Annotated in this window: 18 protein-coding genes; 11 read left to right on the plus strand and 7 right to left on the minus strand. The window is 43.1% G+C overall.

Annotated features, from left to right (window positions below):
• Positions 1-85: 85 nt before the first annotated feature.
• Positions 86-1,405 carry a 3-deoxy-D-manno-octulosonic acid transferase gene (locus tag ACINWC323_RS13605; protein ID WP_009510282.1) on the plus strand — a complete coding sequence of 440 codons (1,320 nt, stop codon included), beginning with the start codon at positions 86-88 and terminating at the stop codon, positions 1,403-1,405.
• Positions 1,402-2,112 carry a 16S rRNA (uracil(1498)-N(3))-methyltransferase gene (locus tag ACINWC323_RS13600; protein ID WP_009510152.1) on the plus strand — a complete coding sequence of 237 codons (711 nt, stop codon included), beginning with the start codon at positions 1,402-1,404 and terminating at the stop codon, positions 2,110-2,112. The genes ACINWC323_RS13605 and ACINWC323_RS13600 overlap by 4 nt, the downstream gene beginning before the upstream one ends.
• Here ACINWC323_RS13600 and ACINWC323_RS13595 read toward each other — a convergent pair.
• On the minus strand, positions 2,092-3,072 hold the full coding sequence (locus ACINWC323_RS13595) for a mechanosensitive ion channel family protein (RefSeq protein ID WP_009510227.1): 981 nt from the start codon (positions 3,070-3,072) through the stop codon (positions 2,092-2,094). The genes ACINWC323_RS13600 and ACINWC323_RS13595 overlap by 21 nt on opposite strands.
• Before the next feature lie 126 nt (positions 3,073-3,198).
• Complete coding sequence (locus ACINWC323_RS13590; RefSeq protein ID WP_009510238.1) at positions 3,199-3,768, minus strand: DUF805 domain-containing protein; 570 nt, start codon at positions 3,766-3,768, stop codon at positions 3,199-3,201.
• Positions 3,769-4,120: 352 nt separating this feature from the next.
• Here ACINWC323_RS13590 and acs point away from each other — a divergent pair, with 352 nt between their 5' ends.
• Positions 4,121-6,064: an acetate--CoA ligase gene (gene acs / locus ACINWC323_RS13585; protein ID WP_009510129.1), complete on the plus strand. Its 1,944-nt coding sequence runs from the start codon at positions 4,121-4,123 to the stop codon at positions 6,062-6,064.
• Positions 6,065-6,329: 265 nt separating this feature from the next.
• On the opposite strand, the gene ACINWC323_RS13580 is transcribed toward acs, so the two are convergent.
• On the minus strand, positions 6,330-6,872 hold the full coding sequence (locus ACINWC323_RS13580; RefSeq protein ID WP_009510293.1) for a cysteine hydrolase family protein: 543 nt from the start codon (positions 6,870-6,872) through the stop codon (positions 6,330-6,332).
• Positions 6,873-6,977: 105 nt separating this feature from the next.
• Between ACINWC323_RS13580 and ACINWC323_RS13575 the strand changes: the two genes are divergently transcribed.
• Entirely contained in the window at positions 6,978-7,391 is a 414-nt protein-coding gene (locus tag ACINWC323_RS13575) for an Lrp/AsnC family transcriptional regulator (RefSeq protein ID WP_032881253.1), read from the plus strand.
• Positions 7,392-7,469: 78 nt separating this feature from the next.
• On the opposite strand, the gene sfnG is transcribed toward ACINWC323_RS13575, so the two are convergent.
• Together sfnG and msuE are read right to left on the minus strand one after the other, a co-directional pair.
• Positions 7,470-8,576, minus strand: coding sequence for a dimethylsulfone monooxygenase SfnG (gene sfnG / locus ACINWC323_RS13570; RefSeq protein WP_009510224.1), 1,107 nt, complete (start codon positions 8,574-8,576; stop codon positions 7,470-7,472).
• A gap of 25 nt (positions 8,577-8,601) precedes the next feature.
• The gene (gene msuE / locus ACINWC323_RS13565; RefSeq protein WP_005282455.1) at positions 8,602-9,342 is read right to left on the minus strand and encodes an FMN reductase; all 741 of its coding nucleotides are present in this window, start codon (positions 9,340-9,342) and stop codon (positions 8,602-8,604) included.
• A 351-nt stretch (positions 9,343-9,693) separates the two neighbouring features.
• On the opposite strand from msuE, the gene ACINWC323_RS13560 reads away from it, so the two are divergent.
• Positions 9,694-10,344, plus strand: a complete 651-nt coding sequence (locus ACINWC323_RS13560) for a response regulator transcription factor (RefSeq protein ID WP_009510123.1) — start codon at positions 9,694-9,696, stop codon at positions 10,342-10,344.
• A gap of 121 nt (positions 10,345-10,465) precedes the next feature.
• Here ACINWC323_RS13560 and omp33-36 read toward each other — a convergent pair whose 3' ends face one another.
• Positions 10,466-11,413: a porin Omp33-36 gene (gene omp33-36, locus ACINWC323_RS13555; RefSeq protein ID WP_009510167.1), complete on the minus strand. Its 948-nt coding sequence runs from the start codon at positions 11,411-11,413 to the stop codon at positions 10,466-10,468.
• Between the two features lie 690 nt (positions 11,414-12,103).
• Between omp33-36 and blaOXA the strand changes: the two genes are divergently transcribed.
• The 3 genes from blaOXA (at position 12,104) to ACINWC323_RS13540 (ending at position 16,960) form a co-directional block, all read left to right on the plus strand.
• Entirely contained in the window at positions 12,104-12,940 is an 837-nt protein-coding gene (gene blaOXA / locus ACINWC323_RS13550; RefSeq protein WP_009510276.1) for an OXA-294 family class D beta-lactamase, read from the plus strand.
• A 528-nt stretch (positions 12,941-13,468) separates the two neighbouring features.
• Positions 13,469-15,190 (plus strand): GGDEF domain-containing protein, encoded by a 1,722-nt coding sequence (locus ACINWC323_RS13545; RefSeq protein WP_009510217.1) that lies wholly within the window; start codon positions 13,469-13,471, stop codon positions 15,188-15,190.
• A gap of 57 nt (positions 15,191-15,247) precedes the next feature.
• Positions 15,248-16,960 (plus strand): P-loop NTPase fold protein, encoded by a 1,713-nt coding sequence (locus ACINWC323_RS13540; RefSeq protein ID WP_009510303.1) that lies wholly within the window; start codon positions 15,248-15,250, stop codon positions 16,958-16,960.
• 27 nt (positions 16,961-16,987) lie between these two features.
• Here the strand turns inward: ACINWC323_RS13540 and uvrA are convergent, their stop codons facing one another.
• Complete coding sequence (gene uvrA / locus ACINWC323_RS13535) at positions 16,988-19,819, minus strand: excinuclease ABC subunit UvrA (RefSeq protein WP_005282485.1); 2,832 nt, start codon at positions 19,817-19,819, stop codon at positions 16,988-16,990.
• A gap of 244 nt (positions 19,820-20,063) precedes the next feature.
• Between uvrA and ACINWC323_RS13530 the strand changes: the two genes are divergently transcribed.
• The 3 genes from ACINWC323_RS13530 (at position 20,064) to ACINWC323_RS13520 (ending at position 22,070) form a co-directional block, all read left to right on the plus strand.
• Entirely contained in the window at positions 20,064-20,666 is a 603-nt protein-coding gene (locus ACINWC323_RS13530; RefSeq protein ID WP_009510189.1) for a TetR/AcrR family transcriptional regulator, read from the plus strand.
• A 4-nt stretch (positions 20,667-20,670) separates the two neighbouring features.
• Positions 20,671-21,648 (plus strand): zinc-binding dehydrogenase, encoded by a 978-nt coding sequence (locus ACINWC323_RS13525; RefSeq protein WP_009510105.1) that lies wholly within the window; start codon positions 20,671-20,673, stop codon positions 21,646-21,648.
• A gap of 68 nt (positions 21,649-21,716) precedes the next feature.
• Positions 21,717-22,070, plus strand: a complete 354-nt coding sequence (locus ACINWC323_RS13520) for a DUF1304 domain-containing protein (protein WP_009510148.1) — start codon at positions 21,717-21,719, stop codon at positions 22,068-22,070.
• Positions 22,071-22,284 lie beyond the last annotated feature (214 nt).

Here is a 22,284-nt window from a genome sequence, read left to right on the forward strand (position 1 = left end):
CTCATGTAATTTACCAAAATTGCATGAGTTTTTTATTTAAATTCCGCATAATGAGCGGGAATCAAATTGTCAATGATGGTCTCGGATGGCGCAGCAAAACGCAGTACAGCAAACCCCGTTCTGGTATAACTTTCTACTGACATGTCTCAAACCGTTATATCGTTGGAAAATCAAACAGCGGGCGGAAAGTGATGCACTGTTTCAGCAGGAATGTCTTGAACGTTTTGGTCCATTCCAGCCCGTCAAAAATACGGGAGCAATCTGGTTTCATGTTGTTTCAGTCGGGGAAACCAATGCCGCCCAGCCTTTAATTGAACATTATTTAAAATTAGGCCATCCCGTTTTGGTCACCAATACCACCAAGACCGGGCAGGCACGGGCAAAATCACTGTTTCAAAAAGCACCCTATTTGGATTTATTTCAGGCAGTGTATCTGCCTGTGGATCAGAAGCCCTTACTCAAACAGTTTTTTCAGCGTTATCAACCGAAAATACTGGCTTTGGTTGAAACCGAAATCTGGCCGAACCTGATTGCCGAAGCCAAACGACAGCAGATTCCCTGTATTCTATTAAATGCCCGCCTTTCTGAAAAATCGGCCCAAGGTTACGCTAAAGTTCGCCGTTTAACCCGGCCCATGCTGCAACAGTTGACCTGGATGCTGGCTCAAGATGAGGCTACGCAACAACGTTATGTCAGCTTGGGATTTGATCAGGCTAACAGTCAGGTGGTCGGCAATATTAAATTTGACATTACCGCTCCGGAACATTTTGTCGCGCAAGCACGGCAGCTGAAACAGGCTTGGCAATTGTCGGGACGTCAAATCATCACGCTGGCCAGTACTCATGCGCCTGAAGAACAAAGCCTGTTGCAACAGTTGCAACCATATTTAAATTCAAATCCGGATTTACTCTGTATCGTGGTGCCACGACATCCGGAACGCTTTGATGAGGTGTTTCAAGTTTGCCAGCGTCTAAATTTGAAAACGCAACGCCGTAGTTTACAGCAGCCGGTTCAGGCGGATACCCAAGTCTTTCTTGCTGACAGCATGGGCGAAATGTGGCTGTGGTATGCCTTGAGTCAAGCCTGTTTTGTTGGTGGTTCACTGAATGAGCCAGGTGGCGGACATAATATCCTAGAGCCAATGGTACTGGATGTGCCGACCGTGATTGGACCACGGTACTTTAATTTTCAAACGATTGTGGATGAGTTCGTGGCAGAACAAGCGATCCTGATCGGTGAGGATGCAGCGCAGGTGGTACAGCAGTTATTGAGTTGTTTGGAGAATTCTGTACACGTCTCGCAACGAGTTGAACGTGCACAACAGGTGTTGCAACGCAATCAGGGTTCCTTACAAAAACATATTCAGTTACTTGATCATTATTTAGCACAAGCCACTTTGCCATGAATATCGTTTTACTTGACCCCGAGCAGATTGCTGGTAGTGATGCATGGAAAATTGAGTCCCCCCGTCAATTACAGCATTTACGGCAGCATCTTGATTTAAAAATTGGCGATACCTTGAAAGTGGGCATCCGCCAAGGAGCGCGTTATCTTAGCGAAGTGTTGGAGATTTCAGAGCAGTGCATTCTGGTGAAACCTGTTCGATTAGAAACCGTGCCGGAAAAGTTGCCTGTGCATTTGATTCTTGCCTTGCCTCGCCCCAAAGTCCTGCGTCGTATCATTATGGATGCCGTGACGATAGGCGTTGAACGGATTAGCCTGATTCATAGTTATCGGGTGGATAAAAGTTACTGGCAAACGCCATTTTTACAACAGCTGGATGATTATGTGACGCTGGGACTGGAGCAGGCAGGCGATACCATTGCTCCCGAGATCCAGTTATATAAACGTTTTAAGCCCTTTGTTGAGGATGTCTTGCCGACCTGGATCAATACCGAGCGACCTGCTTATGTGGCGCATCCTTATGCGGAACAACACATGCCTTATGCGATTCAGCAGGGCTGTAGCCTGATTATTGGGCCAGAAGGTGGATTTATTCCCTATGAAGTTGAGCTGCTGAAAAAAAACGGCTGCCAAGCAATGAGCGTAGGCAACCGAATTTTGCGGACTGAAACAGCCGTATCGAATATTTTAGGTCGTTTGTTTGTCTGAGGAATCAGCCTGCTCTGATTGATCGCCACGATAGACTTTGACTTCCTGTACTGGATAGGGAATAGAGATCCCTTTCTCGTCAAAAGCCGTGACTACCTGTTCCTGAATTTCACTGATTGAGGTCGAGGTCGAGGTTTCAGTGGTATTGACCCACCAGCGTACGGTCAGGTTAATCGAAAAATCTGCAAGCGCCGTGACATTGACCGAAAAGCCCGGCTGGCTAAGCACATTCAGGTTGCGATCCAGAATATCCAGAATGATCTGCTTGGCCTTTTGCATATCGTCTTCATAGCCAATGCCGACCACAAATTCGCAACGACGGCGCTGATAGGCATTATTGACTGTGACCGCGCTGGTATAGACGGTTGCATTCGGAATCACGATACGGCGACCATCAGGCGAACGTAAAAAAGTCGCGCGAATCTGGATATCTTCGACATTACCTTCCATGCCATTGACCACAATATCATCGCCAATACGGAATGGTTCACCGATCAGAATCAGGATGCCTGACAGCAAGTTCTGGAAAATATCCTTAAAGGCAAAACCAATCGCAACGGAACCAATCCCCAAGGCACCAATCAGTTGGCTGGGGGTGAAGCCTGGAATGGCGATGACCAGGGCAATCAGGAAGCCGAAGAAGATAATAAAGGTGCTGCCGACACGGTTCAGGACCAGCACCAGATTCTGACGGGTATAGCTGCGATTTTCTAAAGTCTTGCGAATAAACAGTTTAAATAATTTGGTCAGAAGCCAGAAAATAACGAAAACCGTAATCGCAATCCCGATATAGGGCAAGCGCTCCCAAAAGCTATCCATGATTTTATCAATCGTGGTATAGGCATCGTGATATTTTTCAGTATGAGCGAGTACGGTCTGGGTGGTTTTGGTCCCTGCCTGATGAATCAGCTCACCCGTATCTCTTGCCACTTCAGTCAATGTTGTTTGTTCATTCGCCACAGGAAAATCTCTATTTCGCAAAGGATGGAGTCAATGAGGGAAGCAATCATAATGAATTTCTTGCGAATACGCATGCATAATTCATAGACCTGATCCCTCTAATTATCCGCTACCTTTTGTTATATTCTAGAAATAATCGGTTGTATTTTGAATCATTTGTGTTGGGGCTTCCCACAGGTCAGGGCTGGCAAAATAATAAGCAAAAGTGAACAGGCCAAACATCATCAATACTGTGACCAGAATCATGAGCCAGGCCAGCAGTTTTTCCCAGCCACGGGAAGGACGTACATCACCATAGTCATTGCGATGTGGTGTACCCGGTGCCAGTAACACATATAGGGTAAAGAAGAATTGCAGCAGAGGTACCAGCATCAGCAGGCTGAGCCAGCCTGTTTTATTCAGGTCATGTAAACGACGGATCAAGAACACAATTTGGAAATACATTGCCACCAACCACAATGCGATCAGGGCAAAGACCGAAAAGCCAGAAAAGGCCGACATTATCGCAGCATCAATATTGACCTGATTCATGCTAAAAAGCCCGGTAAATGCAAACAGGCCAAGAAAAGCAGCCATGCACAGCAGACTGAGTAATCCGTACCAGCCAATATAGCTCAGGCGATTAAAACGGCCGTTTGGCGACAGCGGATGGTCGTTTAGTGGTGGGGATGAGGTCGGGGTATCGGGGTTGAACATAGGTGGGTCCTGTTTTTTTGTTTATTAAATCTTTTAAGCTTGCTGCAATGATCAAAATAATCACTTATTTTAAAAAGAAAAAGCATAGACAAGCAGTTCAGATTTAAATTATTTTGAGTAAATTTTTGAAAATAAATTAGGGACTGTTGACACTTCAGCCATGCATTGAGAGCTTTAGCTTGCAAGGTGAAATGTTAACAGCCCATAGTCGTAACAGAATAACATTCCTACGACCAAAGCCGCATTGTTTGCACTTGTAAATGATGCACATACTGCTAAAGAGAACAAAACATATCCAGAAGAATAGATGAGAGCATCTAGGATATGAAATAAAAGACCAAGGAAGTAAGCTATGAAAGACATCTACCCAGTGCCTGATAAATTCAAAGAAACGGCAAGAATCTCGGAAGCAGACTATTTCAAACGTTATCAGGAATCGATTGAGCAGCCCGAAGCATTTTGGGCAGAAGAAGCAAAAAATATTGACTGGATCAAACCGTTTACTCAGGTAAAAAATACCAGTTTTCAGCAAGATAGTTTTAAAATCGAATGGTTTGCAGATGGTGAACTGAATGTCTCTGCAAACTGTTTGGACCGCCATCTTAAGGATAATCCATTAAAGCCAGCGATTATCTGGGAAGGTGATCATCCATCACGTCACAAGATTATTTCTTTTGTCGAACTGCATGATGAAGTGTGCCGCTTTGCCAATGTCTTGAAAAAACACGGGATCAGCAAAGGCGATCGTGTGGTGCTGTATATGCCGATGGTACCAGAAGCTGCAATTGCGATGTTGGCCTGTGCACGGATTGGTGCAGTGCATTGTGTGGTATTCGGCGGCTTCTCGCCAGATTCACTGGCCAGCCGGATTGAAGACAGTCAGGCCAAACTGGTGATTACTGCCGATGCCGGCATGCGTGGCGGCAAGTTGCTGCCATTGAAAGAAAATGTTGATGCCGCATTAGAGATTGCAGGAACTGAAAGCGTGCAGAATGTGATTGTGGTGCACCGTACCGGTAATCCGATTCAGTTTAATGCAGCACGTGATATCTGGTATCACCTTGCCATTATGGAAGTGGATGAGCATTGTCCACCTGAGCCCATGAAAGCGGAAGATCCGTTATTTATTCTGTATACCTCAGGTTCAACCGGCAAGCCTAAAGGTGTGTTGCATACCACCGGCGGTTATCTGGTTTATGTCAACAGTACCTTTAGAGAAATCTTTGATTTAAAAGAAGATGATGTGTACTGGTGCACCGCAGATGTGGGCTGGATCACCGGACACAGTTACCTACTTTATAGTCCACTCAGTAATGCCACCACAACGGTGATGTTTGAAGGCATTCCGCAATATCCGACCTGGGCGCGTATCGGGCATGTGATTGATAAGCACAACATCACCATTCTGTATACTGCACCCACTGCAATTCGCGCCATGATGCGTGAAGGTGATGCTTATGTGCGTGAAAGTGATCGCAGTAGCTTGCGCTTACTCGGTTCTGTCGGGGAGCCGATCAACCCAGAGGCATGGAACTGGTACCACGAAGTCGTCGGTGAGGGACGTTGTCCAATCGTCGATACCTGGTGGCAAACTGAAACAGGTGGCATCCTGATTTCCCCATTACCAGGGGCAACAGCACTTAAACCGGGTTCGGCAACACGTCCATTCTTTGGGGTGCAACCTGCCTTGGTGGATGGTGAAGGCAATGAACTTGAAGGTGCGACTGAAGGCAATCTGGTAATTAAAGATTCATGGCCGGGCCAGATGCGAACCATTTGGGGAGATCCGGAACGCTTTATCGAGGCCTATTTCTCGACCTTTAAAGGTAGTTATTTTACCGGTGATGGCGCGCGTCGGGATGAAGATGGCTATTACTGGATTACCGGACGTGTTGATGACGTACTTAACGTCTCTGGGCACCGCCTGGGTACGGCTGAAATCGAGAGTGCGTTGGTGGCACATGAAGCAGTTGCTGAGGCGGCTGTGGTTGGTATGCCGCATGAGATCAAGGGACAAGGCATATGTACTTTTGTCACCTTGCAGGCTGATGTTGAAGAATCGGAAGAGCTACGTAAGGAGTTGGTGAACTGGGTGCGTAAAGTCCTTGGGCCAGTGGCAACGCCGGATGCCTTACATTGGGCACCAGCCTTGCCAAAAACACGTTCAGGTAAAATTATGCGCCGTATCTTGAGAAAGATTGCTGCCAATGAACTGGATACACTTGGTGATACCTCAACACTGGCAGAGCCTGCGGTGGTGGATCACTTGATTGCAACGGTGTACCCGAACCGATAACCATGTTTGAATTGAAGAAGAGCGTTATCGAACGCTCTTTTTTTCTGCATTAAAATTCTTGCATAAGTCATTTTAAGCTGTATTGAGTTCGAAATGAAAGTTCCCTCTCCTTTTTAAAGGAGAGGGCTAGGGAGAGGATTAATATGAAGAATTCTCTCATCCTCTTGCAGAATTGCAGCCCTCATCCCAAAGGGAGAAGGAACTTTCAAAACTAATTTTTTACCAATGATTGATCATTTTTTGACTTTTGAAAGAGCTCTATTATTTAATGCTGTGCTAAAAAATCAGCCGTATTTTGTACCGTAGCAAAGAAACCCAGTGCTGATAAAAATGCAGTTTGGACATCTGCTGCTTTTACTGTTTTACCGTCATATTCGAGATCACGGGTTGCAGTGGCATCTGCAATCACAATCGGTTGATAGCCCAGCTCTTTGGCAGCACGTGTGCCCGAATCAATACATACATGGGTCATCATGCCCGTAATCACCAGTTGCTCAACCTGATGCTGTTCAAGAATGGCCTGTAGATTGGTGTCTACAAAGCTATTTGGAACATGTTTTTCCACGATAATCGAGTGATTGTTTAGTTTTAACTGTGGATGTAGTTCAGCACCGACAGTATTTTCCTGAAAAAAACTGGCAGTGGCCGGGCTAATATGCTGGATATAAATAATCGGTAAATTATGCTGGATAAAATAATCTTCTAAGATGTTGGTTTGGGTGAGCGCGTGGTCTGGATTGACCAGTTCCATTTTACCATGTTTAAAATAATCATTTTGAACATCAATAATCAGCAGGGCTTGTTTCATGGTTTTTACTTCCAGTGTTAAGTTAAAACAAGAGTAGGGCAAGCGTGAAAAATCGGCTATATTCAGGTGAAAGCATTGTTGCCGGTTTTCTTTCGTCATGAAAAAATGAATATTGAACTTGATCCCATCGACTTAAAAATTATTGAACTGCTGAAACAGGATTCGCGGTTAAGCCATAAACAGATTGGCCAACGGGTGCATCGTACAGGGCAAGCTGTGGGGGCACGTATTGCCCAACTGATGGATGCTGGCATCATTAAAAATTACACCATTGCCCTGCAATATGAACACAAGCAGTTTATTCAACTGTTTATGAATGATCAGCAGGCTTTTATTGAGGTTGAGCAATTGGTCAAACAATATGAGCAGGTCGATGAATGCTTCAAGATTCTCGGAAATGCCTGTTACATGATTGTCAGTCACTTTAATCCTGCGCAGCTGAATGATTTCATTGAGCAGTTGTCCAAATGGTGCCGTTATTCGGTTGAAACGGTGATGCGGGAAATTGCAACCACTTAAAATAAAAGACCCCAAGCCGAGTCTTGGGGGAGAGTATTTGCCCTATCTTTTCTTTTTCTTCTTGTTTCCTAGTTAAGATTAAGCTGATTTTTCGATCAATAGCGTCTCCTGTTGTTGCTCCAGTTGACGAACCAGAGGTAAGACTTTCTCTCCGAAATATTCGACTTCCTCAATGAAATGCAGAAAGCCAGAAAGCACCAGATCAACGCCGACCTGTTTTAAGGCCACAATACGTTCTGCAATCTGTTGCGGTGTACCAATCAAGTTGGTTTTAAAGCCATCGTTATATTGCACCAGATCATCGAAGGTCGATTTGGCCCAGTTGCCTTCACGTTCAGGCGCCGCTGCGCCTGCTTCACGTGTGGCATCACCAAAGGCATTGACGGCTTCAACATTGGCCTGAGCAATAATCTCATTCAGCACTGCTTTGGCCTCTTCTTCAGTATCACGGGCGATAATAAATGCATTGACGCCAATTTTAACCTGACGATTTTCTAACTTGGCTTTTGTTCGGACATCCTCAATCTGTTTTTTGATTTCTGCAACGCTGTTGCCATTGGTAAAGTACCAGTCGGACACACGCGCTGCCATATCACGCGCAGCACGCGAGCTACCGCCCTGAAATACTTCGATATGGGGTTGTTGCAGGGGTTTTGGTTTGAGGGTGTAATTCTGGAACTGGTAATATTTGCCGTCAAAACTATAGTTGTCTGTGGTCCAGATGCCTTTCAGGGTACGGATGAACTCTTCCGAGCGTACATAGCGTTGATCATGTTCAGGCCACGGTTCGCCAATGGCATCGAACTCACCACGGAACCAGCCGCTGACCACATTAATGGCAATCCGCCCTTGGGTCAGATAGTCAATGGTGGCCAGCTGTTTGGCTGCAAGTACGGGCTTCCAGGGGCCAGGCAGGATGGCTGCGATCACTTTAAGTTTTTCGGTTTTTGCCAATAAGGCATGGCTAAAACTGACCGATTCATGTTGATATTCAGCGCCGTATCCCGCGGTAAAACGGATCTGGGTCAGTGCATATTCAAAACCGTTTCGTTCTGCAGCCCGAGCAAGGCGCACATTATAATCATAACTCCAGTCGGTACGTTGCTCGATATTACTCACAACCAGACCACCGCTTACATTGGGAACCCAATAGGCAAATTTGATTGCAGATGTTGTTATTGTCATCGTTGTACCCTCCATAAACTATGGCTTATGCGACGTGCGTTAAATTCTTTGCAGACTTGGGATGCAGGCGTGATTCAGCCACATCCAGATTCGGTACAGCAGCGGATGGCAAGACCTCTGCCTGTTCAATCTGTTTATTAATGCCCAGGTTTTGATTGGCCTGCTCGGTTTTGGTTTTTATGGCTGCGGCACGCTGGCCTTTGGCGGGTGCCCATTCCAAAATCGGTAAAGCACGGGCAACAGCCAGAGTAACCCGGTCCGCCAGTTGCTCACTTTTGACCGTATATTCAGGGGTAAAGTCCCGATCTGTTGCATAAACGCCAATCGGTAAAGTCTGTGCCTGAAAGAAGCTAAAGAGGGGTCGTAATTGATGTTCGAGCACCAACGCATGACGGTCACTGCCTCCTGATGCAGCCAATAGGACAGGGACATCCACCAGTGCAGTCTGTTCGACAAAGTCAAAGAAGTGCTTGAACAGGCCAGTAAATGAGGCACGATAAACTGGGGTACCGACAATCAGGGCGTCTGCTGCTTCTACGGCTGCCAGATCATCCTGAACCCGCTGCGGCAATTGATTACGGTAAATGGCGCCGCCCAATAATGGCCCAATTTCACTGAGTTTGACAAAATGTACCTTGATATCAATGGCTTCTGAAAGCTCATCTAAAATGGCCTGAACCAGACTTTCAGTTTTTGATGGACTATTTAAACCACCAGAAACAGCAACAATATTCAGGGGAGTCGATACGGTATTGCGATTGGACATAATAACTGCCTAAAAAGATCATTTCGAATTGCTATTTATTTATCTATATCGACAGGGGGGCTGTAAAATAAGGAAATGCTGCAAGCTTATCTTTTTTATAGATATATCGATGTAATCGCCTTCATTTAAAATGATCCAGCTTTAATCAACTGTTTATATTCAGAATTTTATATATGCTTTTTTAATTGAATATGATTTAAACGGGTTATATCAATATTTGATTTATTTTGCGGGAAAAAGAAATAAATCAATGCTTGTGCTTGACCTCAGCGCTAATTGAAAATAGGCTTAGACGGATTGAATTTAAATAAACATCGTACAGTGACGTACTTGCAGACAGCTTAAGCGCTTATGAATATTTTAATTGTAGACGACCATCCTCTCTTTAGACATGCCTTGATTCAAGCGGTTCGTTATAGTTTGCCTCAGGCACAGATTCAGGAGACGGCTGATGTTGATGAATTCTATGCACGCTTAGAACATGGTGCGGAACCTGATCTGGTGTTACTGGATTTAAATCTACCAGGAGCTTCCGGTTTCTCTGCTTTGGTATATGTGTGTGCACAATACCCTGCCATTCCGATTATCATCGTTTCAGCCCATGAAGAAGTGTCAATCATCCAGCGTGCCATTGCACATGGCGCCATGGGCTATATTCCGAAATCTTCACATCCAAGCCATATTGGTGAAGCAATTAAACACGTTCTGGAAGGTGAAATCTGGCTACCGCCGAATTTACCGACGCATGCCGGTTTTGACCCAAGAGCCGCGGATGAAACCGCTTTGGCAGAACGCCTGCAATCACTGACACCACAGCAGTTCCGTGTGTTGATGATGGTGGCAGAAGGTTTATTGAATAAGCAGATTGCTTATGAACTGGAAGTCTCTGAAGCAACCATTAAAGCACATGTCACGGCCATCTTCCGTAAATTGGGTGTACAGAACCGTACTCAGGCAGTGTTGGCAATCAGCGCTTTAAATATTGAAGACAAGAAGATGTAAGAGATTGAATGATAAATTCGATTTTTAATTTTATTGAAGATCAGAAAACAAAAAACCAGTTCTTTCGAACTGGTTTTTTATTATGAATTTATTGTTCTATTACTAGAACCAAAATCCAATATTAGAAACGGAACTTCGCGTTTACGCCAACAGTTTGCGTATCACCTAAATCAGCATCAGCATGTTTAGCATTAGCATTTACGTAGCTAGCACCAACAGCAATTGCTGGAGTGATGAAGTAATTTACGTTTGTACCCCAAGCAGACTTGATTTGACGGAAGTCTTCATTTGTTGGGTTTTTGCTAAAGTTTGCTTCTGCATATGAAGCACCAACGCTTAACTTAGGTGTTAAATAAAGATCAGTTTTTAAACCGTAAGCTTGGTTATCGCCGTATACAAGACCAGTTTCAAAACCTACAGCCATGTTTGTACCGTCGATGTTACCAACGTATTTAGTACGTGCAGTTACAACGTCTTGTTTATCACCAATTGTTGCTGCATCAGCAACAGCGCTGAATACGCCATTTTCAAGAGCTTTGTTTGCATCTAAAGCAATTTGGTCAGCAACGCGAGTATAACCTACAGCAACCAAGAAGTTAGGTAAAACCATAGCACCAAGTTCTACAGAATAGCGGTCGCCATTGTCTTTTTCGTCTTCAAACTTAGTTTGAGAGTGGCTATATGCAGCGCTTGCGTAAGCAGGTACATAAGGAGTCGGAAGGTAAACTTCACCTTTCGCACCGAAAGAGTTGTTCTTAACAGTTTCGATTTCATCGCCACTTACTTTTGCAAAGTTATATGCAGCAGAAACATTCGAAGCTTGGTTTAAGAAAGCCGCTTCAGCTAAAGGACCTTTAGACGCATCTACATTTTTAAAGTAGTAAGTACCTTTAGCAGCACCAGTAAAGTCTTTATCATTTGCAGTTGTATCTACATATTCAGATTGACCTTGAACTTCGACTTGGTATGCATGAGCACCGGTCATGGCTAAAACTAGAGCAGTGGCTAAACCGAGTTTTTTCATAATGATTTCCAGCTTTAAAACAAGAAAGAGTAAATTTGCAGCCATTGTATTGTAACAATTTATGAAGTCAATGTAATAAATTTGCCCTTCCGATAAACGTTCAAAATGTGACTCGGTATCGTTTAAAAATTGAACATTTAATTGAATTGTTGTCAACCATTTATAAAGTATATAACTAACAATGAGATAAGCTTATATTTTGTGTTTTTATAGAATATATTCAGTATGTCGTAAATAAATAGTTTAATTGGTTTGTTCGATTATTATAATCGTTTTTTCCGTTAAGTTGTGGCTTTATTTTGTCATAAAAAGGTAATCAAAAGCGTGAGCTGAAATAGCCTTATTTCGATATTATGCGAAGCGGTAGGCAAAAAATTGCGTTTTTTCAAGTTGGGTTAATATAACCGAAAATAACTCATAAATCTGGTTTTTAATAATCAATTAGCAAAAACGATTGGAAATTTAATTCCGATCTATTTAATCAACTTTACTTTTCGAGAAGCAATTCACATAATAATTAACAAGAGGTATCTAATTTGCATTTTAATATCTCATAACATTTTCTTGAGTATTCTGATGTTCTAAACATCAATGTTTTACTAGCTCGGCTTTCCCCAAGGCTGAGCTTTTTTTTGTCCGCAATGGCCCATTTTGTCTAGTAAATAACGCTACAGTATAGATACATGAAAAAGCTTATAGTCATAGGTTCTTTCTGTGTTGTTCAATTTTATAGTCATGCCGAAAAAATTAAAATTACTCGCTCTATCTGTAGTTGTGATGCCCTCAATAATATTGTTGGGCTGCCAAAATATTCAGCCACACGTTCAAACTTTAGTCACGCAGAAACAGACTGAAGATCAGATCGCAACTGCATTTGAAAATATCCAGACCTCTGGTGTACTGGTCACTTATGATGGCAAAACTATTCAAACATATGGCAATGCGCTTAACCGGGCCGATCAGCGTTATATTCCGGCTTCCACCTTTAAAATGCTGAATGCCTTGATTGGTATCCAGCATCATAAGACTTCACCGAATGAAGTATTTAAATGGAATGGACAAAAGCGGGCATTTACCAGCTGGGAAAAAGACTTAACCCTGGCAGAAGCCATGCAGGCTTCGGCTGTACCTGTGTATCAGGAACTGGCGCGCCGTATCGGTCTGGAATTAATGGCTAGTGAAGTAAAACGGGTCGGGTATGGCAATCAGTCGATTGGAACGCAAGTGGATAATTTCTGGTTAGTGGGACCTTTAGAAATTACCCCTGTGGAGGAAGTAAAATTTGCCTATGCCTTGGCGAAAAAACAACTTGCATTTGACCCATCAACCCAGCAACAAGTTAAAGATATGTTGCTGATTGAAGATATTCAGGGCACCAAAATCTATGCCAAAAGTGGATGGGGCATGGATGTAAATCCTCAGGTGGGATGGTGGACAGGTTGGGTAGAACAACCCAATGGTCAAGTCACTGCTTTTTCACTGAATATGGAAATGAAAAAGGCAGCACATGCAGAAGCACGTAAAGCTATTGTGTATCAGGCCTTACAACAACTGGGTCTATTGCCCCAATAATATTTAAAAAAAGACCCAGCTTTTAAAATCAAGCTGGGTTCGAAAAAGGATGTTTTACATTGGGGAGAAAAACATCCTTGAGGGTTTCTGGCTAATAAAAGAATTTCTCTGCTTGATTAAATTATGTTCTTTAGAAAGTAATTTGTGAAATTGATAATTTTTATTTTTAAGATAGGGTTTTTCGATTGAGAATAGGGTGAGTTGTTTATTTAAAAATAAATATAAATCAGGGCTTAAATAAAATAAATTTAAATTATTATTCTATCTTTTTGAATTTTATGAATTAAAAATTTATTTCTTTTACCACATAAACCTTATTTAAAGACCTAAATATTAATAAAAATTATTCTCAATCGATAATATTTTTAATCATTATCGACTTGAAAATCAGGAATATTGAATGAAGAGAATTGAATATATATAAAAAACTCTGCTTGATCATGGTCGTGTGATTTAAAATTCAGGTAAAATTATGCACTGTTGAAAATGCAATCGAGATCATTTTTTGAAAAAGTGTAAGGTGTGTTAATGGGGCAACACTTGAAAAGCTCGAAATTACGTTCTGAGCAAATTAGTCGGCGCCTGTTTCTCTGCATGCTTGTTATTATTTTTTCTATCTCTTATTTGTCTATTCCGCTTATTATTAATAGTTATCAAGAATATATAAGAACTAATAAAACCTTAATCGAGATCATTAGCCTGCGTAGCCTGGTGAAAACTGCCAATAAAATTTCACGGGAACGTGCTCCGTCCAATAAAGTCATGTCCAGTCAGCCGCAGGATCTGGCCAAAAACCGTCAGGAATTGCAAGAATATCGCAAGGTCGTCGATCTGCAGATAGAACAAACCATTGAGACTTTAAAACGAAATGGTTTTGGCATGATTGCCGAAGATTTGGATACCGATCTCAAGACCAAACTGGCGCAGGCGCGTAGCACGGTCGATGCTTATGCAAATACTCCAACGCCTCAGCGGACCTCGATCCAGTTTGATCGTGCCATCCTGTCCATGTTTGATGTCTGGGATGAAAGCCGCGAGTTGCTCAAATGGTTAATGGTCTTGTCTGAAAGTAAAAACAGTAAAATGTCGAACTACTTTACTTCGATCCTGATTTTAACTGATATGCGGGATCAGGCTGGGCGAGTCGCTTCCAATATTATGGCGCCTGTGACCTTTGACGAGAAAATTTCCGACGAGAATCGGGCGCGCTCCTTACAGACCCAGCATCAAGCCATTTATCTATGGGGGCTGGTGGATACTATTCAGCCTGAACAGTCCAAATCAACTGAATATGTCCGTTTATATTTACGGGTAAAAACAGAGTTTCTGGATAAAGGTCTGCCTATTATTTCGCAGTTACTGGATGAAAGTAAAAATCATCAGGCCTACTTTATTACCGCGAATGAATTGACTGATCAGATGGTGGGTAAATTTACCACGGTCATGGATTTGCAAAACTATATTCTGGACGACAGTATTGCGGTTGCAGACGAACAAAACCGGCGTGCAAAACTGCAATTTATCTTTACGCTGTGTATTTCCAGTTTATCGTTACTGATTGCCATCTTTACTATGATTTATGCCAAGCGCAGGGTGTTTGGTCCTTTGATCAATGCACGCAATATGATTCTGCGTCTTTCCGGTAGCTCGGATGAACTGACTCAAATGCGCAAAAACAAGGAAGAGTTTTTTTCATTATTTGAAGCCATCGATAAACTCAGAGGGATGCTGAAACAGCGCGACAGCATGGAGTTGCAACTCAAGCAGATTGCGAACTCTGATGTACTGACAGGTGTGGCGAACCGTTTGGCCTTAGAGGAGTATATTGCTACACTCGAGGCCAAAGCTGAGGGTTTGTCGCATACCTGTGTGATCGCCATTGATATTGATAACTTTAAGTTTGTGAATGATCAGTACGGGCATATTGTCGGTGATCAGGTAATCAGCATGATTGCGGATCAGCTTAAGCGCCATGTGCGGACCTCTGACCTGATCGTGCGTTATGGCGGTGATGAGTTTCTTATTGTGCTGGAAAATATTCAGATGGATGCTGCTAAAGCGATTGCGGAAAATATTCGTGAAGGGGTTGCAGGGCAAGGTATTCTGCTTTCGGGTATGGCCGACGAGATTCAGGTTTCGGTGAGTATTGGTGTTGCGATTGGTGCAAATAGCTGGTTAGCCCTGTTAGAAAAAGCAGATCAGTCGTTGTTAAAAGCTAAAGCAAAAGGGAAGAATGTGGTGGAGACTTGATTCACACAATTATTTAATTATTATAAAGTTTTATAGTTAAATGTGAACAAAAGAAAGATGGATATCTTAGAGAAAGAACAAAGGCTAAAACAATTATTAGAACATAATATTCGAAATGAGAAAGTTGGGACAGCGATTGCTATTACAGGGCCTTGGGGAGTTGGGAAGACATTCTTCTGGAAAAATTTTTTAGAGAAACAACTATCTGAGGAACGTATTTATAAAAAAGATAATTTATTCAATCGTAAATACGCTTATGTTTCATTATTTGGACTTGAATCCTTAAGTGATCTTAAGACTCAGATTTATAGCAGTGTAGAAAGTTATCATTCCACAGTAGAAATCCCTAAATGGATTAAAGGATTACCATCAATTTTTAAAGATACAAAAATTTCTCAATTTGGAATAAATGCACCTGTAAAACTCTTTGACGGCTTAATGTTCGCACAAATTAAAGATGCGATTATTTGTTTCGATGACTTTGAAAGAATGTCAAAGAAGCTAGATATAAAAGATGTTATGGGTTTGGCAAATCAACTTAAATTAGAAAGAAATTGCCAAATTATTTTGATTTTGGATGAAGATAAGGCCGAGGATGGCAATAAACAAAAGTATGTTGAATATAAAGAAAAACTGGTGGATGAAACACTTATTATTAATTCTGTGACACCTTTGATCCGTGCAAAATCTGTAGAAGTGGGAATTGATGAACCACTTATTGAACTAATGATTGAGTTTGCTGAGACTTTGGATGTTCACAATTTTAGATTTTTTCAAAAGGTAATTAAGCTATATCAGCAATTTAGAGATGAGTTACCTTTAGATATTGCTCAGTCTACTAAAGAAATTATTTTGATAAGAATTATTCAGGGTTACTTGATTCATGACTTTGCAAATTTTGAGTACGACTGGAATGATTGCCAATATTATTCTGATAGGGATCGTGAACATTGGAGTGAAATAAAACAAAAGAAGTATGAGGCGCTGAAAAAAATTAGCTATGACTTTATTCAAGATGATTTATGGTTTTATGAATTTAAAAAATGGTTTGAACAAAAAGACAGAGTGGATTTCCAAACGCTTACAGAACTAGCTACGTCTGAGTTGATATCAGAGGAACAGAATCAACTTACTAAGGAAATAAGGCAGCTAATGATTCAGTGGAGAAATATTGAGATAGAAAAGAATTTTTGTGAACGGCTACATTCTTGCGCTATTAAAAAGATTGGTTTTGAGAGCTTAGAAAATTTAGATTTTAGCAGAGTTTTATTGATTAAGTTTGGTAGAGCTGATCTATCAAAGGATTTAAAAATTAATATAAAACATTGGATAGAAGCAAGGGTACAGGCCAAAGGAAAATCATTTTCTGAAGAAGTATTTGGTTTTGGTTATAAAGAAAGCAATATATTTCATCGTTACATAAGAATTTTAGTTAAACACAATCCATTAGCAGGTTTGCCTAATCTTATCGAAGTCGTGAAGCAATATGTTATCCATGATACTTATAATAGTGAAACCAGTGCTCTTGTTTTAGAACAAGCTGATAAAGAAGATTGGCATAAATTGCTCTTTGAAGTTTTTAATGAAGATATCGACTTTAAAGAAATTAATAGGTTGGATTTTATTAAAAAAATAATTACACAACCAATTAAGCCTGATTTGAATCCAAAAATAAGACAAGAAATTTTAGAAATATTACAAGAAAAGGCAACGGAATCGGAATTAATCAAATTGAATGTAGACTATATAATTACAAGATTAAACGATTAAAAAAAGGCTCATATGAGCCCTTTTTTATCATTTCAACATCGGTTTCAAGAAACGCCCTGTATGTGAAATCTCAACCTCGGCGACCTGTTCAGGTGTACCTTCGGCAATGATTTGACCACCACCAGAACCCCCTTCAGGGCCTAAGTCAATCACCCAGTCAGCGGTCTTGATTACATCCAGATTATGCTCGATCACCACAATGGTATTCCCCTTATTGCGGAGCTCGTACAAAATGTCGAGTAACTTGGCAATATCATGGAAATGCAGACCTGTAGTCGGTTCATCCAGAATATATAAGGTTCGACCTGTATCGCGTTTTGCCAACTCGCGTGCCAGTTTCACCCGTTGCGCTTCACCGCCAGAAAGGGTAGTTGCAGCCTGACCCAAACGGATATAGCCCAAGCCCACTTGCGTTAAAGTATCTAAACGACGATGAATCACCGGAATAGCACTAAAGAATTCCGCTGCATCTTCCACAGTCATTTCCAAGACATCAGAAATGTTCTTGCCTTTATAACCAACTTCTAAAGTCTCACGGTTATAACGCTTGCCATGACAAGCATCACAAGGCACATACATATCTGGCAGGAAGTGCATCGCCACCTTGATCATACCGTCGCCTTCACAGGCTTCACAGCGACCGCCTTTGACGTTAAAGGAGAAACGGCCTGCGCTATAACCACGCGCTTTGGCTTCCGGTGTTTGCGCAAACAATTCACGAATCGGTGTGAATAAACCGGTATAGGTGGCAGGGTTGGAACGAGGGGTACGCCCAATTGGACTCTGGTCGATATCCACCACCTTATCCAGATGCTGTAAGCCATCAATCGAGTCAAACTTCTCTGCAGTTAGCGTGGTTGCACCATTCAGTTGCGTTGCTGCCAACGGCAATAAAGTCCGGTTAATCAAGGTTGATTTACCCGAACCAGACACCCCGGTGACACAGGTCATAATGCCTAATGGAATGGTCAGATCAACATTCTGCAAGTTATGTCCGCTGGCACCAGACAGCTTAATCACTTCATCTGGACGAGGAGACTGGGTGCGTTGTTTCGGCACTTCGATTTTTAACTTACCTGATAGATATTGACCTGTCAGTGAGTCGGCATGATCTGCCAGTTCTTGATAAGTCCCTTCGGCAATTACGGCACCGCCATGGATCCCTGCGCCTGGACCAATATCAATAATATGGTCAGCGGCACGGATGGCATCTTCATCATGCTCAACCACCAGAACGGTATTTCCCAAATCACGAAGGCGAATCAGGGTTTGTAGTAAGCGATCATTATCACGTTGATGCAGACCAATTGACGGTTCATCCAGCACATACATCACGCCCATCAGACCGGCACCGATCTGTGACGCCAGACGGATACGTTGGGCTTCCCCGCCTGAAAGGGTTTCGGCTGAACGAGCCAAACTCAAATAATTCAGGCCAACGCTGACTAGGAAGTGTAAACGCTCACGAATCTCTTTAAAGATTTTATCGGCGATTTCACCTTTGGCACCTTCAAGATTGAGGTCCTGATAATAATTTTCCGCATCACCAATCGACATTTTGGTGATCTGGGCAATGGTCTTGTCCTTGACCCGAACATGGCGGGAAATTTCATTCAAACGTGAACCGCCACAAGCATCACACGCGGCATTCGACAAGTATTGCGCCAGATCATCACGGACATAATTCGATTCAGTCTCGCGGTAGCGACGTTCCAGATGCGGCAAGATGCCTTCAAAGGCTTGTACACGGGTGTGCTTACGACCACGTTCATCAATATAACTGAGGTCGATTTTCTCTTTGCCTGTACCTTGCAGGAATTTCTTTTGCGTATCTTTATCGAGTTTGTTCCAAGGCTCATCCAGATCGATACCAAAATGATCCGCGACTTTTTGCAGCATGGTGTAGTAATACGGACGCTGTCTATCCCAGCCACGAATCGCACCCTGGCTGATCGAAACCTCCGCATTCGGAATCAGTTTATCTGCACTGAAATGACTACGGGTCCCGAGACCGTCGCAGACAGGGCAGGCACCGAAGGGATTGTTAAATGAGAACAGGCGTGGTTCCAGTTCAGCGACGGCACGATCACACTCAGGACAAGAGTGCTTGGCTGAGAACACACGTTCCGGATGTTCACCATTCATCCAGGATAACACCGCAATATCGCCGCCTAGACGTAGTGCAGTTTCAAACGATTCTGCAATCCGGTTACCCAGATCATCACGTACTTTAAAGCGGTCCACCACCACTTCAATGGTGTGCTTTTTCTTTTTGTCCAGCTCGGGTGGGGTATCGATATCAATAATTTCCCCATCAACACGGGCACGAACAAAACCTTGTCCCTGTAACTGTTCAAACAGTTGGGTATACTCACCTTTACGCTCCCGCACTACAGGCGCAAGCAGCATCAAGGCGGTGCCTTCTTCCAGACTCTTGACTACATCGACCATTTCCGAAATGGTTTGGGCCACCATCGGCAGGTCATGTTCAGGGCAGTAAGGTGTACCGACACGCGCGTAGAGCAAACGTAAATAGTCGTAAATTTCGGTAATGGTTCCCACGGTCGAACGCGGGTTATGACTAGTCGACTTCTGCTCAATGGCAATCGCAGGGGATAAACCTTCAATCGAATCGACTTCCGGCTTCTCCATTTGTGACAGGAACTGGCGTGCATAGGCCGATAGTGATTCGACATAACGGCGCTGGCCTTCGGCATATAAGGTATCAAAGGCCAAGGATGATTTTCCTGAGCCAGAAAGTCCCGTAATCACCACAAACTTGTCTCGTGGAATATCGAGCGACACGTTTTTTAAATTATGGGTACGTGCGCCTCGAATACGGATATGACTTTGACTCATAAATACATCTCAATAAGCTGAACATGAAAACATGTATATGATAACGATTTAAAATTGTTCAAGTGATATAAAAATAATTAAAACGACAAATTGTGACGGTTAATGAACTGGTTCACATTTATTGTTGCTAATATGCCTCGTATTTTGAGCTTTCCCTAGGCCAAATTACGACTTATCAACACGGAAGGAATAAAAATATACAAATTACTAGACGACTGGTCTAATATTGATTTATAGTGTGCTGATGAAACGATCAATTAAAAGTGAAGCCACGCGACAACATATTCTCGATACCAGTTTTGAACTGGTGTTGCGTAAAGGTTTTGTCGGGGTGGGCTTGCAAGAAATTCTCAAGACCTGTGCTGTTCCGAAAGGGTCGTTCTACCATTATTTTGCTTCTAAAGAAGCCTTCGGCTGCGCCTTACTGGAACAGTACATGGCGGACTATAAAATTCGGGTCGAGCAGCTTTGGCAACAGACAGAAGCAGATGCCTATGCGCGTCTAATGGCGTTATGGCAGGCCTGGATTGATGATCCTGTGTATGGCAGCTGGGCCGAGAATTGCCTGATTGTGAAATTAGGTGCAGAGGTGGCCGATTTATCCGAGGACATGCGTGAAATTCTCAATCTTGGTGTGCATCGGCTGACACAACGTGTGGCCTTGCTACTACAAGAAGGGCAACAACAAGGCTCCATTCCAATGCACCTTGATCCATTTAAAACGGCTCAGGTGATGTATCAGTTATGGCTGGGTGCAGCCCTGATGACCAAACTAGCCCAAGACAAAGCACCGCTACATCTGGCCCTGGAAACCACACAACAGCTGTTACAACCGATTAAGGAATAAAAAGATGCAAAGTATTATCCATCACAGTTTTGGTGAACCTGCCGAGGTGTTACAGCTGGCAGAAATGCCACAGCCTGAACCGAAAGCCGGTGAAGTTCGTATTAAAACCATCCTGTCTCCCATGCATAATCACGATATCTGGACTGTCCGTGGCAGCTATGGCTATAAGCCAACCCTTCCTGCCATTGGCGGTAGTGAAGCGGTCGGTATGGTCGATGCGGTAGGTGAAGGCGTTGATCAAAGTAAATTAGGACAACGCGTGGCAGTTGCTGGTGTGCATGGCAGCTGGGCAGAATATTTTATTGCACCTGCACAGGCTATCATTCCCTTAAATGATGCCATTGATAATGAAACAGCGGCTCAATTGATTGGTATGCCGATCAGTGCCTTGATGCTGCTGGATTTTGTCAATATTCAGCCCGGTCAATGGCTGATCCAGAATACCGCCAACGGTGCGGTGGGAAAAACGGTTGCCATGATCGCTCAGGCGCGTGGTCTGCAAGTCATTAATCTGGTGCGCCGTAGCGATGCAATTGCCGAAATGCAGGCCCTCGGCATCCAGCATGTGGTGGCAACGGATCAGGACGATTGGAAAGCGCAAGTCAAAGCCCTCCATGCAGATCAGCCTTTAATTACGGGAGTGGATTCAATTGGTGGCAGTGCCAGTGGTGAAATGTTGAATTTGCTGAGTGAAAATAGCCTGTTGGTTTCCTTTGGTAGCATGACTGGGGAAACCATGCAGATCTCTTCAGGAGACCTGATCTTTAAACAGGCGACGGTAAAAGGTTTCTGGGCCAGTGTGGTGAGCAAAGAAATGCCAGCAGAACGCAAAAAGGCATTATTTGTCGAACTCCTGACCCTGGCGGCGCAAAAGAAACTGATTCTGCCTGTTGAAGGCGTATTTGGCTTTGACGAAATCAAAACTGCTGCACTCAAGGCAACCCAAGGTGCCCGTCAAGGTAAAGTGTTGTTGAAGCCATAAATTAAAAAGCAATGACCAGCCGAGCGGCTGGTTCAACCCGATGTTGTTATTATAAAAAGGATAATCAGATGCTTGGACAACTGCTCATTGGACTTATCGCCTTATTACACATCTATATTCTCGTGCTGGAAATGTTCTTGTGGGACAAACCCTATGGCTTAAAAGCCTTCGGCAATAGTCCAGAAAAAGCACAGCTCACCAAGGTGATGGCACAAAATCAGGGGCTATATAATGGCTTCCTTGCAGCCGGTTTGTTCTGGTCATTACTGGCGCCTGCAAGCTATGCCCTCGCGATCGCCAATTTCTTTTTGGGCTGTGTGCTGATCGCTGGCATCTATGGGGGGTTAACCGCCAGCAAGAAGATTATTTACATTCAGGCCATCCCCGCATTGATTGCTTTAATTGTAGTGAATATTTTTTAGCCGAGAGATATCAGTAGGCAACTGGATGGATTTATGTTTTAATGCGCCTAGTTTGAGATGAGCCTCATACAGTATATCGGACGATACGATATACGACTAAGCCCCTTAATTGGGGCTTTTTTATGTCTGTTTTTCAGGGCAGGAGCTGCTTGCAGGCAATCAGCACATGTTGACCTTGAGCCAGATTGGGAACTAAGGATAACAGAATGCTACA

The sequence above is a fragment of the Acinetobacter sp. WC-323 genome, assembly GCF_000314615.1.
GTDB classification, from domain to species: Bacteria; Pseudomonadota; Gammaproteobacteria; order Pseudomonadales; family Moraxellaceae; genus Acinetobacter; species Acinetobacter courvalinii.

What these genes read in the sequence shown, in the direction of transcription:
- ACINWC323_RS13605 (WP_009510282.1), top strand. Translation starts at nt 86, where the DNA reads ATGGCGCAGCAAAACGCAGTACAGCAAACCCCGTTCTGGTATAACTTT.
- ACINWC323_RS13600 (WP_009510152.1), top strand. Translation starts at nt 1,402, where the DNA reads ATGAATATCGTTTTACTTGACCCCGAGCAGATTGCTGGTAGTGATGCA.
- ACINWC323_RS13590 (WP_009510238.1), bottom strand. Translation starts at nt 3,768, where the DNA reads ATGTTCAACCCCGATACCCCGACCTCATCCCCACCACTAAACGACCAT.
- acs (WP_009510129.1), top strand. Translation starts at nt 4,121, where the DNA reads ATGAAAGACATCTACCCAGTGCCTGATAAATTCAAAGAAACGGCAAGA.
- ACINWC323_RS13580 (WP_009510293.1), bottom strand. Translation starts at nt 6,872, where the DNA reads ATGAAACAAGCCCTGCTGATTATTGATGTTCAAAATGATTATTTTAAA.
- ACINWC323_RS13575 (WP_032881253.1), top strand. Translation starts at nt 6,978, where the DNA reads ATGAATATTGAACTTGATCCCATCGACTTAAAAATTATTGAACTGCTG.
- sfnG (WP_009510224.1), bottom strand. Translation starts at nt 8,576, where the DNA reads ATGACAATAACAACATCTGCAATCAAATTTGCCTATTGGGTTCCCAAT.
- msuE (WP_005282455.1), bottom strand. Translation starts at nt 9,342, where the DNA reads ATGTCCAATCGCAATACCGTATCGACTCCCCTGAATATTGTTGCTGTT.
- ACINWC323_RS13560 (WP_009510123.1), top strand. Translation starts at nt 9,694, where the DNA reads ATGAATATTTTAATTGTAGACGACCATCCTCTCTTTAGACATGCCTTG.
- omp33-36 (WP_009510167.1), bottom strand. Translation starts at nt 11,413, where the DNA reads ATGGCTGCAAATTTACTCTTTCTTGTTTTAAAGCTGGAAATCATTATG.
- blaOXA (WP_009510276.1), top strand. Translation starts at nt 12,104, where the DNA reads ATGCCGAAAAAATTAAAATTACTCGCTCTATCTGTAGTTGTGATGCCC.
- ACINWC323_RS13545 (WP_009510217.1), top strand. Translation starts at nt 13,469, where the DNA reads ATGGGGCAACACTTGAAAAGCTCGAAATTACGTTCTGAGCAAATTAGT.
- ACINWC323_RS13540 (WP_009510303.1), top strand. Translation starts at nt 15,248, where the DNA reads ATGGATATCTTAGAGAAAGAACAAAGGCTAAAACAATTATTAGAACAT.
- uvrA (WP_005282485.1), bottom strand. Translation starts at nt 19,819, where the DNA reads ATGAGTCAAAGTCATATCCGTATTCGAGGCGCACGTACCCATAATTTA.
- ACINWC323_RS13530 (WP_009510189.1), top strand. Translation starts at nt 20,064, where the DNA reads ATGAAACGATCAATTAAAAGTGAAGCCACGCGACAACATATTCTCGAT.
- ACINWC323_RS13525 (WP_009510105.1), top strand. Translation starts at nt 20,671, where the DNA reads ATGCAAAGTATTATCCATCACAGTTTTGGTGAACCTGCCGAGGTGTTA.
- ACINWC323_RS13520 (WP_009510148.1), top strand. Translation starts at nt 21,717, where the DNA reads ATGCTTGGACAACTGCTCATTGGACTTATCGCCTTATTACACATCTAT.